At 66.8% G+C, this 15,848-nt stretch carries 9 protein-coding genes; 8 read left to right on the top strand and 1 reads right to left on the bottom strand.

What is annotated here, in order from left to right; all coding sequences use genetic code 11:
• Nucleotides 1–53: 53 nt before the first annotated feature.
• Nucleotides 54–1,901, bottom strand: a complete 1,848-nt coding sequence (locus ACCQ00_RS16255; RefSeq protein WP_039573661.1) for an assimilatory sulfite reductase (NADPH) flavoprotein subunit — start codon at nucleotides 1,899–1,901, stop codon at nucleotides 54–56.
• Between the two features lie 179 nt (nucleotides 1,902–2,080).
• Here ACCQ00_RS16255 and cysD point away from each other — a divergent pair, with 179 nt between their 5' ends.
• From cysD to ACCQ00_RS16215, 8 genes are all read left to right on the top strand, one after another.
• Nucleotides 2,081–2,989: a sulfate adenylyltransferase subunit CysD gene (cysD, locus tag ACCQ00_RS16250; protein ID WP_022558614.1), complete on the top strand. Its 909-nt coding sequence runs from the start codon at nucleotides 2,081–2,083 to the stop codon at nucleotides 2,987–2,989.
• A gap of 17 nt (nucleotides 2,990–3,006) precedes the next feature.
• Nucleotides 3,007–4,965: a sulfate adenylyltransferase subunit CysN gene (gene cysN, locus ACCQ00_RS16245; protein ID WP_369908123.1), complete on the top strand. Its 1,959-nt coding sequence runs from the start codon at nucleotides 3,007–3,009 to the stop codon at nucleotides 4,963–4,965.
• 261 nt (nucleotides 4,966–5,226) lie between these two features.
• Nucleotides 5,227–6,297, top strand: coding sequence for an efflux RND transporter periplasmic adaptor subunit (locus ACCQ00_RS16240; RefSeq protein ID WP_039573656.1), 1,071 nt, complete (start codon nucleotides 5,227–5,229; stop codon nucleotides 6,295–6,297).
• Nucleotides 6,294–9,419, top strand: coding sequence for an efflux RND transporter permease subunit (locus tag ACCQ00_RS16235; protein ID WP_039573653.1), 3,126 nt, complete (start codon nucleotides 6,294–6,296; stop codon nucleotides 9,417–9,419). The genes ACCQ00_RS16240 and ACCQ00_RS16235 overlap by 4 nt, the downstream gene beginning before the upstream one ends.
• Before the next feature lie 343 nt (nucleotides 9,420–9,762).
• On the top strand, nucleotides 9,763–12,444 hold the full coding sequence (locus ACCQ00_RS16230) for a M1 family metallopeptidase (protein ID WP_039573651.1): 2,682 nt from the start codon (nucleotides 9,763–9,765) through the stop codon (nucleotides 12,442–12,444).
• A 67-nt stretch (nucleotides 12,445–12,511) separates the two neighbouring features.
• Nucleotides 12,512–13,081 carry a GNAT family N-acetyltransferase gene (locus tag ACCQ00_RS16225; RefSeq protein WP_039573706.1) on the top strand — a complete coding sequence of 190 codons (570 nt, stop codon included), beginning with the start codon at nucleotides 12,512–12,514 and terminating at the stop codon, nucleotides 13,079–13,081.
• 288 nt (nucleotides 13,082–13,369) lie between these two features.
• Complete coding sequence (locus ACCQ00_RS16220) at nucleotides 13,370–14,287, top strand: TrmH family RNA methyltransferase (RefSeq protein ID WP_039573648.1); 918 nt, start codon at nucleotides 13,370–13,372, stop codon at nucleotides 14,285–14,287.
• Nucleotides 14,287–15,792 (top strand): carboxylesterase/lipase family protein, encoded by a 1,506-nt coding sequence (locus ACCQ00_RS16215; RefSeq protein ID WP_039573645.1) that lies wholly within the window; start codon nucleotides 14,287–14,289, stop codon nucleotides 15,790–15,792. Before ACCQ00_RS16220 ends, ACCQ00_RS16215 begins: the two co-directional genes overlap by 1 nt.
• Nucleotides 15,793–15,848: the final 56 nt, after the last annotated feature.

Genomic DNA, 15,848 nt, shown 5'->3' with positions numbered 1-15,848 from the left:
AACTCGGACATGGGCTGTTCCCATTCCCGATTCCCCACTCCCGATTCTCGGCACTAATAGACATCCCGCGCATAGCGCCCCTCCACCTGCAGTTGGGTGAGATACGCGGCGGCGTCCCCGGCATCCAGGGCGCCGTGCGATGCGACGATGTCGAGCAGGGCGGCGTGCACGTCCTTGCCCATGCGGGTGGCGCCGCACACATACACGTGCGCGCCGCCCTGCAGCCAGGCATAGACCTCGGCGCCACGCGCGCGCAGGCGGTGTTGCACGTAGAGCTTTTCGGCCTGGTCGCGCGAGAACGCCAGGTCCAGCGCGTGCAGCTCGCCGCGTTGCAGGGCCAGTTGCCATTCGGCCTGATACAGGAAATCGGTATTGAAATGCTGGGCGCCGAAGAACAACCAGTTACGGCCCTTGGCGCCGGTTTCCGCGCGCTCCTGCACGAAGCCGCGGAACGGTGCCACGCCGGTGCCCGGGCCGATCATCAGGATGTCGCGATCGGCATCGGCCGGTACCCGGAAGCGCTCGTTCGGTTCGATGTAGACCGGCGCGGTGTCGCCTTCGCCAAGCGCGGCCAGAAAGCCGCTGGCCGCACCCAGATGCGCATGCCCATGCGCCTGGTAGGTGACCTCGTCCACGGCCAGATGCACTTCATCGCCGACGCGCTTGCGGCTGGAGGCGATGGAGTACAGCCGCGGGGTGAGGGGACGTAGCGCGGCGAGCAGGCCGGCGTGGTCCCAATCCGCCGGCCAGCGGCGCAGCACGTCGATCACTTGATGATCGGCAAGCAGCGACGCCAGGCCGGCGGTCTGGGTGGGGTCGAGCAGCGCTTGCAGCTCTTGCGCGCCTGCGCGCTCGGCATGTGCGGTGAGAAACGGCCGCGACAGCTTGGTCAGTTCGCGTTGGGTGGCGAGCCATGCATGCAATGCCAGGGTCTGCTCGCCGACGGTGACTGCGGCATCGCCGTCCAACCGCAAGGTCTGCAGCACCGCATCGACCAACGCGGGCGGATTGCGGTGGCGGATGCCCAGTGCGTCGCCCGGCTCATAGCTCAGGCCGCTGCCTTGCAGCGAAAATTCCAGATGCCGCACGCGCTTGCCGGGCGCCGCATAGACGCGAAATCCCGGGCCCTTGAAGTCGCGTCCGCTGATGATCTGATTGGACAACAACTCGGCGGCGAACGGCTGCTGATGCGACCACACCGGCGTGGCCGGGCTGCTGCGCAGCGGCGTGACCGTGGCCGAGTGCAGGCCGCCCTTGAGCTGCGCGCGCGCGCGCGTGAGTGCCTGTGCGCGCCACGGCACGGCAACGCTGTCGATGTCCAGATCGGCTTCGCCGCGCGGCTGCACGCGGCTGCCGCCCAGTTCGGCCAGGCGTTCGTCGATGCGCCGGGCAATACCGCAGAAATCGGCATAACTGGAATCGCCCAGGCCCAGGACCGCGTACTTGAGCTCGGGCACCTTGGGCGCGCGACGGCTGGTCAGGAATTCCACCAGGCCGATCGCATCGTCTGGCGGGTCACCTTCGCCCTGGGTGCTGATCACCACATACAACAGCCGCTCACTGGCCAGCTCTCGGGTGGGGTAGGCGTCGGCGCGCACCAGGCGCACGCTCAGACCCGCGGCCTCGGCCTCGGCGGCTAGGTGCTCTGCCTCGCGACGGGCATTGCCGGTCTGGCTGCCGTACACCACGGTCAGGCGTTGGCCTTCCTGGGCGAGTGCGTGCGCCTGTCCGCCCGGCAACACCGCCAGCGAGCGCGGCGGATGGCCCTGCGCCAGCCCGGCAGCGTAGCCGGACAGCCACCACAGCGATGCGGTGTCCAGGCCGTCGACCAACCGGTCCAGCAGTACCTTGCGCTCGTCGGGCAAGGGGCTGGGCGCTAGCGTGGAACTGGCGGCGGTCATTCTGATCCGGGGAGTTTGATGAGAGTGACGATGTTAGGGAAGCGTTGCGCCCACCAGAAAGGAATTGCCGTTATCGCGTTATGCCGGGCGCTTATTTCGTGCACTCATCAGGGCGGCACACACTGCCGCGCCTTGCCCTACCATCGGCTGGTCTGCCCGCCGACATCCACGACATCCCGATGACTCTGCCGCCGCTTTCCCATCTCGACCGGCTCGAAGCCGAAAGCATCCACATCCTGCGCGAAGTCGCCGCCGAGTTCCGGGTTCCGGTCATGCTGTATTCGGTGGGCAAGGACAGCTCGGTGCTGCTGCACCTGCTGCTCAAGGCGTTCGCGCCGTCGCGGCCGCCGATCCCGCTGCTGCATATCGATACACGCTGGAAGTTCCGCGAGATGATCGCCTTCCGCGACCGCCGCGCGGCCGAGACCGGGGTGGACCTGCGTGTGCACATCAACCCCGACGGGGTTGTGCAGGACGTTGGCCCGATCAGTCACGGTGCCGCCGTGCACACCGACATCATGAAAACCCAGGGCCTGAAGCAGGCCCTGGAGCATGGCGGCTTCGATGCGGCGATCGGCGGGGCACGCCGCGACGAAGAGAAATCGCGCGCCAAGGAGCGCGTCTTTTCGTTTCGCACTGCGCGCCACCGCTGGGATCCGAAGAACCAGCGCCCGGAGTTGTGGAATCTGTACAACGCGCGCACCGGTCCGGGCGAAAGCGTGCGTGTGTTTCCGCTGTCCAACTGGACCGAGCTGGACATCTGGCTGTACATCTACCGCGAGAGGATTCCGGTAGTGCCGCTGTACTTGGCCGCCCCGCGTCCGGTGGTGGAGCGCGACGGCGCCTGGATCATGGTCGACGACGCGCGCCTGCCGCTGCATCCGGGCGAAACCCCGCAACTGCGCTCGGTGCGCTTCCGCACGCTGGGCTGCTACCCGCTCACCGGCGCCATCGACTCCAACGCCGACACGCTGGAAGCGGTCATCGCCGAAATGCTGGTCAGCACCAGCTCCGAGCGACAGGGCCGCATGATCGACCACGCCCCGGGCGCATCGATGGAACAGAAGAAGCTTGAGGGGTATTTCTGATGGGCAGTGAATGGGGAATGGAGAATGGGGAATCGCAACAGCGGTTGCCGGAAGACGTCACGTTGGCGGAGAACGCTTTTGCGATTCCCGATTCCCGACTCCCAATTCCCGGCAGCATCGGTGCCTACCTCCAGCAACACGAATCCAAGCCGCTGCTGCGCTTCATCACCTGCGGCAGCGTGGACGATGGCAAGAGCACGCTGATCGGGCGATTGCTGTACGACAGCAAGCGCCTGTTCGACGATCAGCTTGCCGCGCTGGAAAACGATAGCCGGCGGCATGGCACCCAGGGCGGGGGCATCGACTATGCACTGCTGATGGATGGGCTGGCGGCCGAACGCGAGCAGGGCATCACCATCGATGTGGCCTACCGCTATTTCGATACCGATCGTCGCAAGTTCATCGTGGCCGATTGCCCCGGGCACGCGCAGTACACGCGCAACATGGCCACCGGCGCGTCGACTGCCGATGTGGCGGTGGTGCTGGTGGATGCGCGCAAGGGCCTGCTGACGCAGACCCGCAGGCATAGCTACATCGTGTCGTTGCTGGGCATCCGGCATGTGGTGCTGGCGGTCAACAAGATGGACCTGGTGGACTACGACGCGCAGGTGTTCGCCGATATTGCGGAAGGCTACGCCGCGCTCGCCGCGCAGCTGGGCATCGACCAGGTGCAGTGCATTCCGCTGTCGGCGCTGGCGGGCGAAAATCTGTCCAGCGCTTCGACGCGGATGCCGTGGTACAGCGGCCCGCATCTGCTGCAGCACCTGGACACCGTGCAGTTGGAGCCGCCGGACGCCGCGAGCGGCCTGCGCCTGCCGGTGCAATGGGTCAACCGTCCCAACGCGCAGTTCCGTGGCTATGCGGGCACGATTGCGGCCGGCCAGGTGCAGGTGGGCGATGCAGTGGTGGTGGTGCCGTCCGGGCGCCGCACGCAGGTGGCGAGCGTGCGCGATGCCAACGGCGAGGTGAGCAGCGCACGCGCCGGGCAGGCGGTGACGCTGACCTTGCGCGATGAGATCGATATCAGCCGTGGCGACATCATCGCCGCCATCGACGACCCGCCGGAAGTGGCCGACCAGTTCGCCGCGCATCTGCTGTGGATGGACGATGCTGCGTTGCTGCCCGGCCGCCCGTACTGGCTCAAGATCGGCACCCGCACGGTCACCGTGAGCATCAGCGACATCAAGCACAAGGTCGATGTGAACACGCAGGAGCGGCTGGCCGCCAAACGGCTGGAGCTCAACGAAGTGGGTTACTGCAACCTGGCGCTGGACGAACCGATCGCGTTCTCGCCTTACGCGCGCAACCGCGTGCTCGGCGGGTTCATCCTGATCGACCGGCAGAGCAATGCCACCGTGGCCGCCGGCACGCTGGAATTCGCGTTGCGCCGCGCCGGCAACGTGCACTGGCAGCATCTGGACGTGGATCGCGGCGCACGTGCGCGCATCAAGGGCCAGGCGCCACGCGTGTTGTGGTTCACCGGCCTGTCGGGTGCCGGCAAGTCCACTGTCGCCAACCTGGTCGACAAGCGCCTGCACGCCCTGGGCTATCACACCTTCATCCTGGACGGCGACAACGTGCGCCACGGGCTCAACCGCGATCTGGGCTTCACCGACGAAGACCGCGTGGAAAACATCCGTCGTGTGGCGGAAGTGGCCCGCCTGATGGCCGATGCCGGCCTGATCGTGCTGGTGAGTTTCATTTCGCCGTTCCGCGCCGAGCGGCAACTGGCGCGCGAGCGCTTCGACCAGGGCGAGTTCGTCGAGGTCTTCGTGGACGTGCCGCTGGCGGTTGCCGAGGCGCGCGACGTGAAGGGGCTGTACCGCAAGGCGCGTGCCGGGCAGATTCCCAATTTCACCGGCATCGACTCGCCATACGAGGCACCCCAGACGCCGGAGATCCATCTTCACGCCGATGGTGAGAATGTAGAGGCGCTGGCGCACCATGTGCTCGAATATCTGGGGCTGGAACGCTAAGCGCGGCCAACACGGCAGGGCAGGCGGCCCTCAGGCAAGCGCGGTACGCGTGTGCAGCGGCGGTGTATGACCCCATACATGCCGTTGCTGCAGACCGGTTGCTCCCGTCTGGCGAATCCGCCGCCACGTCTTGGTCACGCTGACCAGCGCATCGTGCCAAGGACAGCAAGGGTCTTTGGTCATGGTGCAAAGCGCGCCCTTTCTGTCAATTCATGGCGGCTAGGTCGGTAAACTTTCGACGTACCCCGCCAGGATGTCCTGATGCTTGTTCTGCCCAGCGCGCGCGTTTGCGCCGCGCTCTTGTTGGCCGTTGTGCTGGTCGGTTGTAGCCGTCAGGCCAGCACGCCGGCCGCTGCCAAACCCATTCCGGTCTCTGTGCAGGCGGTGGCCGCCCAGCCCTGGAACTCGACCGTACAGTCGATCGCCACCGTGCGCGCGCGCGAATCGGTGGCGCTCACCGCCGCGGTCAGCGATGTGGTGGAGCAGGTGTATTTCGACAGCGGCGACGAGGTCAAGGCCGGGCAATTGCTGCTGCGTCTGCGCGGCAATTCGCAGCAGGCCGCCTTGACCGCCGCACAGGCCACCTTCGAAGAAACCGACCAGTTGTACCGCCGCCAGTTGAGTCTGGTTGGCCAGCAACTGGTGGCCAAGTCCACCGTGGACACGCAACGCGCGCTGCGCGATGCCGCGCAGGCGCGCGTGCAGCAGATGCGCGCGGAAGTCATCGACCGCGAGGTGCGCGCGCCGTTTTCCGGCGTGCTGGGCATCCGCCAGATCAGCCCTGGCTCGCTGATCACCTCCAGCACGGTGATCGCCACGCTGGACGATGTGGCGCGCATGTACGTGGATTTCCAGGTTCCGGAATCGCAGTTCGGCCTGGTGCAACTCGGTAATGCGGTGAGCGGCAGCGCGGCGGCGTATCCGGGCGCGCAGTTCCAGGGCGAGGTGGTGACGATCGATTCGCGGATCGATGAAACCACGCGCTCGGTGACGGTGCGCGCGGACTTCCCCAACGACGATCGCCGGCTGCGTCCGGGCATGCTGCTGGATGTGCGGCTGTTCCAGCCGGCGCGGCAGGCGGTGGTGATCCCGGAAATCGCGGTGGTGCAGGTGGGGCGCGAATCGTACGTGTTCCGGGTCAAGCCCGACAGCACCGTGGAGCGTGCCGATGTGCGGCTGGGCGAGCGCCGCGATGGCAAGGTGGAAATTCTCGAAGGCATCAAGGCCGGTGAGCGCATCGTGGTCGATGGCACCGGCAAGCTGCGCCCGGGCCTGAAGGTTGCCGATCAAGCGGCGCCCGCAGCGCCACGCCCGCAGGCGGCCGCACAATGAAACTCTCCGACCTGTCGATCACCCGCCCGGTGATGGCGGTGGTGATGAGCCTGCTGCTGATCGTGCTGGGGGTGATGTCGTTCACCCGCCTTACCTTGCGCGAACTGCCGGCGATCGATCCGCCCATCGTCTCGGTGGATGTGGAATACACCGGCGCTTCTGCCGCAGTGGTGGAGAGTCGCATCACCCAGGTGCTGGAAGACGCGCTGGCCGGCATCGAGGGTATCTCCACCATCGAGGCGCGCAGCCGCAATGGTTCTTCGGACATCAGCATCGAGTTCGTGCAATCGCGCGATGTGGAAGCCGCTGCCAACGACGTGCGCGATGCGGTCAGCCGCGTGTCCGACCGCATGCCCGACCAGGCGCGTCCACCGGAGATTTCCAAGGTCGAGGCCGATGCCGACCCCATCCTGTGGCTCAACATGAGCTCCAGCACGATGGACACGCTGCAGCTGTCCGACTACGCCGAGCGCTATTTGGTCGACCGCTTCTCCAGCCTGGATGGCGTGGCGCAAGTGCGCATTGGCGGGCGCCAGCGCTATGCGATGCGTATCTGGCTGGACCGCGACCAACTGGCCGCGCGCGCGCTCACCGTGGCCGATGTGGAAGCCGCGCTGCAGAACGAGAACGTGGAATTGCCGGCCGGCAGCATCGAATCGGCGCAGCGCGATTTCACCTTGCGGGTGGAGCGCAGTTATCTCAAGCCGGAGGATTTTGCCAAGCTGCCGCTGAGCAAGGGCGACGATGGCTACGTCGTGCGGCTGGGCGACGTGGCCAAGGTGGAACTCACCTCGGCCGAGCGGCGCGCCTATTTCCAGAGCAATGGCGTGCCCAACGTGGGGCTGGGCATCGTGCGCAACTCCACCGCCAATGCGCTAGATGTGGCGCGCGAAGCGCGCGCGCAGGCCGAAGAAGTGCAGAAGTCGCTCCCGAAGGGCACCAACATCTTCGTCGCCTTCGATACCACCACCTTCATCGATGCGGCGGTAGAGCGCGTCTATCACACGCTGGTGGAAGCGGTGGTGCTGGTGCTGGTGGTGATCTGGGTGTTCCTGGGCAGCGCGCGCGCCGCGCTGATTCCTGCGGTGACGGTGCCGGTGTGCCTGATTGCCGCGTTCATTGCACTGTACGCGTTCGACTTTTCGATCAACCTGCTCACTCTGCTGGCCTTGGTGTTGTGTATCGGCCTGGTGGTGGACGATGCCATCGTGGTGGTGGAAAACATCCAGCGCCGGATCGATCTGGGCGAACCGCCGCTGGTGGCGGCCAAGCGCGGCACCGGGCAGGTGGCGTTCGCGGTGATTGCGACCACGGCCGTGCTGGTGGCGGTGTTCCTGCCGGTCGGTTTTCTGGAAGGCAATACCGGGCGGCTGTTCCGCGAACTGGCGGTGGCGCTGGCGGCGGCAGTGGCGATCTCGGCCTTCGTGGCGCTGACGCTGACGCCGATGATGTCGTCAAAGTTGTTGCGCGCGCACGGGCAGGCCAAGCCCAATCGCTTCCACCAATGGTTCGATGGGCGCATGCGGGCGGTGTCTGGTGCGTACGGGCGCTCGCTGGAGCGGCATGTGCACCGCACCTGGATCTTTGCGCTGCTGATGCTGTTGGCGCTGGGCGCCAGCGCATGGCTGATGGGCCGCATTCCTTCCGAACTGGCGCCGGCCGAAGACCGCGGCAATTTACAGATCATGATCGACGGCCCGGAAGGTGCCGGCTTCGATTACACGGTGGGGCAGATGCATCAGGTGGAAGACATCCTGCGCCCCTTCGTAGGGCCGGACAAACCCATCGTGCGCGCTAATCCGCGCGTGCCCGGCGGCTTTGGCAGCAGCGAGGAAATGCACGCCGGCCGGGTCAGCGTGTTCTTGCAGGACTGGGAAAAGCGCACCCGCCCCACCACCGAAGTGGCCGATGAGGTGCAGCAGAAACTCAATGTGCTCAGCGGCGTGCGCGCGCGCACGCAGGTGAGCGGCGGACTGGTGCGTAGCCGCGGCCAGCCGTTCCAGCTGGTGCTGGGCGGGCCGGATTACGCGGAGATCGCGCAGTGGCGCGACCGCATCCTGCAGCGCATGGAAGCCAACCCAGGCCTGGTCGGCCCAGACTCGGATTACAAGGAAACCCGCCCGCAGATGCGCGTCAATATCGACCGCCTGCGTGCGGCCGATCTGGGTGTGCCGGTCACCGCCATCGGCGGCGCGCTGGAAGCATTGATGGGCTCGCGCCGCGTCACCACCTTCGTCGACAACGGCGAGGAATACGACGTGATGCTGCAGGCCGGGCGCGAAGGCCGCATGGCGCCGGAAGACCTCACCGCCATTCGCGTGCGTTCCAACCGTGGCGAGCTGATCCCGCTCTCCAACCTGGTGACCTTGAGCGAAGTGGCCGAAGCCGGCACCTTGAACCGTTTCAATCGCCTGCGCGCGATCACGATCACCGCCGGCCTGGCACCGGGCTACCCGCTTGGCGATGCCATTGCCTGGGCGCAGCAGGCCGCGCAGGAGGAACTTCCCGAATATGCGCAGGTGGACTGGAAAGGCGAATCGCGCGAGTACCAGCAATCGGGCAGTGCGGTGTTGCTGACCTTCGGCATGGCGCTGCTGGTGGTGTATCTGGTGCTGGCCGCGCAATTCGAAAGCTTCGCGCACCCGTTGGTGATCATGCTCACCGTGCCGTTGGCGGTGCTGGGCGCGCTGGTGGGGCTGTGGCTGACCGGCGGCACGCTCAACCTGTTCAGTCAGATCGGCATCGTGATGCTGGTAGGACTGGCGGCCAAGAACGGCATCCTGATCGTGGAATTCGCCAACCAGTTGCGCGATGAGGGGCGCAGCGTGCATGCGGCCATCGTGGAGTCGGCATCGGTGCGTCTGCGTCCGATCCTGATGACCTCGATTGCCACGGTGGTCGGCGCGATCCCGCTGGTGGTGGCCGGCGGACCTGGCTCGGCCAGCCGCGCCACCATCGGCGTGGTGGTGATCTTCGGCGTCTCGCTGTCCACGTTGTTGTCGCTGTACGTGGTGCCGGCGTTCTACAGCCTGATCGCGCCGTTTACCAAGTCGCCCGAAGCGGTGGCACGCCAGCTGGAAACCCTGGAAGCGCAGACGCCTTCCGTGGGTGGGCATGCGTGAACGAGGCCGGTGGCGCAACGGCTGCCGGCGTTCGCCGATACGGAAGGGGGCGCAAGACCATCGACGCCCTGGGCCGGCGTGTGCAGTCGTCCAGCCGAGCGCCCGGTGTCGCTGCGCGAGACGTTGCAGGCGGCGGCTATGTGCGCGCTGCGATCCGCCTCATACGGCTGTGCCGGGTAGGTCGGCGCTGCGAGCCCTCCTAACGCCGCCCGGCTGAAATAGGCGCCTGTCGTAGCCGATGTCGTAGGCGCGTCGTGGGTGCGAGCCGGTCGCCAACCAATGGCCCATGACAGTCATGGATGGATATGGTGCACTTCGACGATTGCCATCCCCGGAGTTGTCGATGCGTCGTCTTGCCTGTTTGCTTGCTCCTTCTCTTCTCGCGTTGTGCTGCGGCAATGCGCTGGCGCAGTCGTCCGGCGAGCCGGTTCCCAATGGTCGTCTGCCGACCTGGGCAGTGCCGGAGCGTTATAGCCTCGCGCTCAAGATCGACCCGGAGCAGACCCAATTCAGCGGCCGCACCACCATTCGCGTGCAGCTCAAGCAGGCGTCCGACCATCTCTGGCTGCACGGCAAGGAGTTGAAGGTCAGCAAGGTCACCGTCAAGCCCGCTAAGGGCAAAGGCAAGGCGCTGACTGCACGCTATGTGGAAGCCGATGCGCAAGCCGGCGTGGCGCGGCTGGATTTCGGCCGCACGCTCACACCGCAGACGCTTACCGTGGAGATCGCCTACAGCGCGCCGCTCAACCAGCAGCTGCAGGGCCTGTACCAGGTGAAATACCAGGGCAAGGCGTATGCGATGACGCAGATGGAACCGATCAGTGCGCGCTATGCGTTCCCGGGTTTCGACGAGCCGGCGTTCAAGACGCCGTTCGACATCAGCCTGACCGTGCCCAGCAATGACCAGGCGCTGGCCAACACCATCGCGACCTCGACCAAGCCGGCCGGCAAGGGCTGGAAGACGGTGACCTTCGCCCCGACAGTGCCGCTGCCGACCTATCTGGTCGCCTACGCCGCCGGCCCGTGGGACGTGGTGGATGTGGCGCCGATGCCGGCCACCCCGCAGCGCCCCACCGCCACGCCGTTGCGCGGCATTGCCGCCAAGGGCCAGGGCCCGCGCATCACCCCGGCGCTGGACCAGACCCCGGCCATCATCGCCGCGCTGGAGGACTACTACGCCTTCGGTTATCCGTTCGACAAGCTCGATCTGGTCGCTGCACCGGACTTCAGCGCCGGCGCAATGGAAAACCCGGGGTTTGTCACCTTCCGCGATTGGCTGCTGTTGCTGGACAAGGATTCGCCGGCCGAGAACGTGCAGCGCTCCTTCAACGTCAATGCGCACGAACTGGCGCATCAGTGGACCGGCGACACCGTGACCATGGCGTGGTGGGACGACCTGTGGCTCAACGAAGCCTTCGCCACCTGGATGCAGCAGAAGATCACCATGCAGCTGCATCCGGAATACCATGCCAACCTGGACCGCATCGGCGGCGCGCAGCATGCGATGGAGAACGACAGCCTGGTGAGCGCACGCAAGATTCGCCAGCCGATCACCGGCAATGGCGATATCGAAACCGCGTTCGACGGCATTACCTACCAGAAGGGCGCGGCAGTGCTGGCAATGTTCGAGGCCTTCGTTGGCGAAGACGTGTTCCGCGAGGGCATGCGCGCGTATATCGCCAAGCATCAGTTCGGTAACGCGACTGCCGACGACCTGGTCGATGCGATCGCAGAAGCGGCCGGCAAGGGCGATGATTTCAAGGCCGCATTCCGCAGCTTCCTCAACCAGCCGGGCGTGCCGTATCTGCAGACCCAGGTGGCGCGCGAAGGCGGCAAGACCGTGGTCAAACTGCAGCAGCAACGTTACCTGCCGCTGGGCTCCACCGGCTCTGCGGCGCAACAGTGGGGCGTGCCGGTGTGCGTGAAGTACGGCAAGGGCAAGAACCAGGTCAGTACCGCCTGCCAGTTGCTCGAAAACGGCAGCGGCAGCATCGTGCTGGAGGGCGCCGGCAAGAACACCTGGGTGTTCCCGAATGCGCGTGGCGCCGGCTATTACCGTTTCTCGCTGCCCAAGAAGCAATTGGCGGCGCTGGGCAAGCAGGTCGGCCAGCTGGACGATAACGAACAGCTCGCCTACGCCGATGCGATCAATGCGGCGTACCGGCATGGCGATGCCGACAACGCGGCCGTGCTGGCAGCGCTCGCGCAGTTGGCGCCGTCGGCATCGGCCGACGTGTCCACCGCGCTGCTGGAACGCTTCGTGTGGATCTGGCGTTACCAGGCCACCACCGAGGCCCAGCGCGGCGCCTTGCGCAAGGCGGCCGAACAGTCGTACCTGCCGCGTCTGCGTGCGCTGGGTTATACGCGGCGCAGCGGTGAGTCGATCGACGACACCGCCCTGCGCACGTCGCTGGCCAGTGTGTTCGCCTTGCGTCTGCAGAATGCAGAGGTACGCAAGGCCCTGCTGGCGCAAGGCGATGCGGTGCTGGCCGGCGGCAATGGTGCGCTGGATTTTTCCGCCGCCAACCCTGACCTGCTCGGCACCGTGCTGGCAGTGACTGTCCAGGAACGCGGCGCACCGGCGGTGCAGAGGCTGATCGATGCACTGCGCACGCACGCCGACCCAGCCCAGCGCAACGCCATGATCGCCGCACTGGGTGCGGTGCAGGACCCGGGGCTGCTGAAGCAGGTGCGCGATTTCGCGCTGACCGACGCGATCAAGGTGGGCGAGATGAAGAGCCTGCTGATGCGCGGGCACAGCGATGAGCGCTCGCATGATTCGATGTGGGCCTGGTTCACCGCCAACTTCGACCGCATCGTGCAACGCAGTGGCTCGTTCGATGGTGGCGGATTGCCGGCGCTGGGTGCTTCCGGTGGCTGCAGTGTGGACGAGGCCGACCGCCTGGATGCGTTCTTCAAGCCGCGCCTGGCCAAGCTCAGTGGTGCGGACCGCGGCCTGGCGCAGACCGGCGAGACCATCCGCCTGTGCGCGGCACTGAAACAGGCGCAGATCGCCCAGCGCTGAGTTGCGGCGTGCGGCCAGTGTGCGCAGTATCGCGGGAGTCGATGCTGCGCATGCCATGACCAACGCAATGGACCAATCGCTGATGGTGCACGGGGAAGGCTTCGTGCTGCGCCGCTGGCGCCGGGACGACCTGGATGCCTTGGTGCGGCATGCCAACGAGCCGCTGGTGCCGCGCGGATTGAGCGAGCGATTCCCTCACCCATATACCCGTGCCGACGGCGAAGCGTTCCTGGCCGGACGGGTTGTCGATTTGCGCGACCCGGTGCTGGCCATCGAGATCGATGGCCAGGCCTGCGGCACGATCGCAGTGCGCCCAGGGCAGGGCGAACGTCGCTACTCGGCCGAGCTGGGGTATTGGCTCGGTCGCAGCTATTGGGGCCGCGGCTGGATGACCCGGATCGTGGGCACGTATGTCGCCTGGGCGATGCAGACGCGACCGCTGTATCGGGTGCAGGCCACCGTGCTCGATAGCAATCCTGCATCGGCCGCGGTGTTGCTGCGCAATGGCTTCGTCGAAGAAGGCGTCAGCCGCTGTGCGCTGCTCAAGCCGGATGGGCTGCACGATCTGCGGGTGTTCGCGCGGGTGGATCCAGCTGCTGCGCTTTGCGTGCCCGTGTGCGCGTCCAACCCTGCGTGATCGCACGCGCATGATTGCCAGCTGCAGGACGGGGAAATGCCCGCCGCACGAGGTGCGCAGATCCTGCTGGCCTCCGGGTCGCGTCGACGCCCCCCTGCAGGCGGCACGACGTTCAACATGCCTCAGCGCGGCCGCGTGTATGGACCATCGCGCCAGTGGCTTACCATCGTCGTCACTGCTTGTGCGGCAGCGGCGCTGCCGGTGCTGCAACCTGATCGACGCGCAGACGGCGAACGGCCGGAAACAGCCGTTGCGCACTGCACGCAACACGAACTTCTGGATCCGACAATGACACAGCATGATGGACGCGGCGGACGGCCGCCACGCGATGGCGGCTCCGGCCCCTCGCACAACCCCTGGGGCCGCGCCGCGCCGCGCACACCTGCACCGTGCAGCGCCGCACCCCGCGCTGCAGCGCAGCACACTCCTGCTGCCACCCCACCTGCCGCTGCAGCGAATAGCAACGCGCGTGAGGTGCGGCTGTACGGCATCAACGCCGTGCAGGCCGTGTTCCAGGCGCGTCCGCAGGCGCTGCGCAAGCTGTACCTGAGCGAGGCGCGTATTCCGCAGTTCAAGGCGCTGCTGGCGTGGTGCGTGACCCAGCGCATCGGCTATCGCGTGGTGGAAGAGGCCGATCTGAGCAAGCTCGCCGCCAGTGCACACCATGAGGGCGTGGTGGCCGAGGTGCTGCGCGTCGCCCCGCAACCCTTGCAGGAATGGCTGGCTGCGTTGCCGCAGGGCCCGGTGCTGGCGCTGTGGCTGGATGGGGTGGGCAACCCGCATAACTTCGGGGCGATATTGCGCTCGTCGGCGCACTTCGGCGTGGCCGGTCTGTTGTTGCCGGCCGGTTCCACGTTGGGCCTGTCGGGCGCGGCGGCACGCGTGGCAGAAGGCGGCGCCGAAGCGGTACCGCTGGTGCAACTGCCTGACACTGCAACGGCGATGACGCAGCTGCGCCAGGCCGGCTTTGCGATTGCCGCCACACTCGTCGACGGTGGCCAGGACGTCTTCGCCGCCGCGTTGCCGCAGCGCCTGGTGTACGTGATGGGCGCAGAAAGCGACGGCATGGACCGCGCATTTGCGCGCGATTGCGATCTGCAGTTGTCGATCCGCGGCAGCGGCAAGGTGGAAAGTCTCAATGTCGCCTCGGCCACTGCGGTCTTCCAGGCCGCCTGGCACGCGCGCGTGCTCACCGGAGAACACTGATGCTGCGTCTTTGTGCGTTGTTGCTTGCGACCGGTTGCCTGCTCGGTGCGAATGCGTCCGCCGCCACGCCGGCGGCACCTCCCCAGGTGCGCACCGACCATGGTGCGGTGCGTGGCCAATGGCAGGACGATGGCAGTGCGGTTTTCCGCGCGATCCCCTTCGCTGCGCCGCCACTGGGCGCGCTGCGCTGGCGCCCGCCGCAGCCGATCGCCGCATGGACGCAGGTGCGCGACGCCACTCAGGCTGCCACGCCGTGCGTGCAGCCGGCGCTGGGCTGGAACAACGCCATGGCCAAGCGCGGCACCGAAGATTGCCTCTATGTCGAAGTGCAGACACCGCAGCTGCATCCGGCCAGGCCGCTGCCGGTATTCGTGTGGATCCACGGTGGCGCGAACGTGGCGGGCGGCGCCGATGGACATCTGCCCACCAACCTGGTGGCGCAGGGCATGCTGGTGGTGACGCTGCAATACCGGCTGGGCGCATTGGGGTTCCTGTCGTTGCCGGAGCTGGCCGATGGCGACAACGAAGCCGCCGGCAACTACGCCTTGCTCGACCAGATCGCTGCCTTGCAATGGGTGCGCGACAACATCGCGCAGTTCGGCGGCGACCCCGCGCGGGTGACCATCGCCGGGCAGTCGGCCGGCGGCCAGGACGTGGGCTTGCTGATGCTCAGCCCGCTCGCACGCGGCCTGTTCTCGGCAGCCATCGAACAGAGCGGCACTGCCGGCTTCGGCCTGCCGGCGCGCAGCTTGGAAGACAATCGCGCGCTGGGCGTGCGCATTGCCGAACGCGCCGGCATCGACGAGCCGGCCACACGGCTGGCGCAACTACGCGCGTTGCCGGCCGACCGACTGCTCAAGGCCGCGCAGGGCGTGGATGTGCCGGCCTTGGATGACGACGGCTATATCTGGTTGCAGGCGGTCGTCGACGGGCGCGTGCTGCCGCGTGCGCCGGCCGAGCTGCTGGCTGCCGGCGCGCAGGCAAAGGTGCCGCTGTTGATCGGTTACGTGGTGCAGGAACTGCGCTATGGCGGTGAGGAAGGCGCCGAGAAGCGGGTGCGCCGCGACTATCCCGACCACGCCGAGACCATCCTGCAAACGCATCGCGCCGCCACCGCGCAGCGCGCCGAACGGCAAGGCAATGTGTCCATGCAGTTGTCCACCGATCTAACCTTCCGTTGCCCGGCGGTGACCGTGGCGCAACGCCAGGCTGCGTTGGGCGCGCCGGTGTGGCATTACGTGTTCGATACCGCCGTGCCCGGCGGGCAGGTGACGCATAGCGCCGAGTTGCCGTTCCTGTTCAAGAACCTGCCGATCGGCCAGCCGCCGGTGTCCCTGCAGCGCTATTGGGCCGCGTTCGTGCAGCATGGCAATCCGAATGCCAAGGGTCTGCCGGCCTGGCCGGCATTTGCGCCGACGCATGCGGGGCTGCAGTTCGACGCGCATGGCGTGCAACCCATCAAGGACGCGCGCCCGGCGGTGTGTGTGGGCGTGGATATGCCATAACGCCATCCGTGGTGCGAAACGCGCGCACCGCTGCGGTGCGCGCGTGTGATGCCATG

It is taken from the genome of Xanthomonas sp. NCPPB 3761 (assembly GCF_041475705.2).
GTDB classification, from domain to species: domain Bacteria; phylum Pseudomonadota; class Gammaproteobacteria; order Xanthomonadales; family Xanthomonadaceae; genus Xanthomonas; species Xanthomonas phaseoli.
This window is presented reverse-complemented; position numbering and strand designations above follow the sequence as displayed.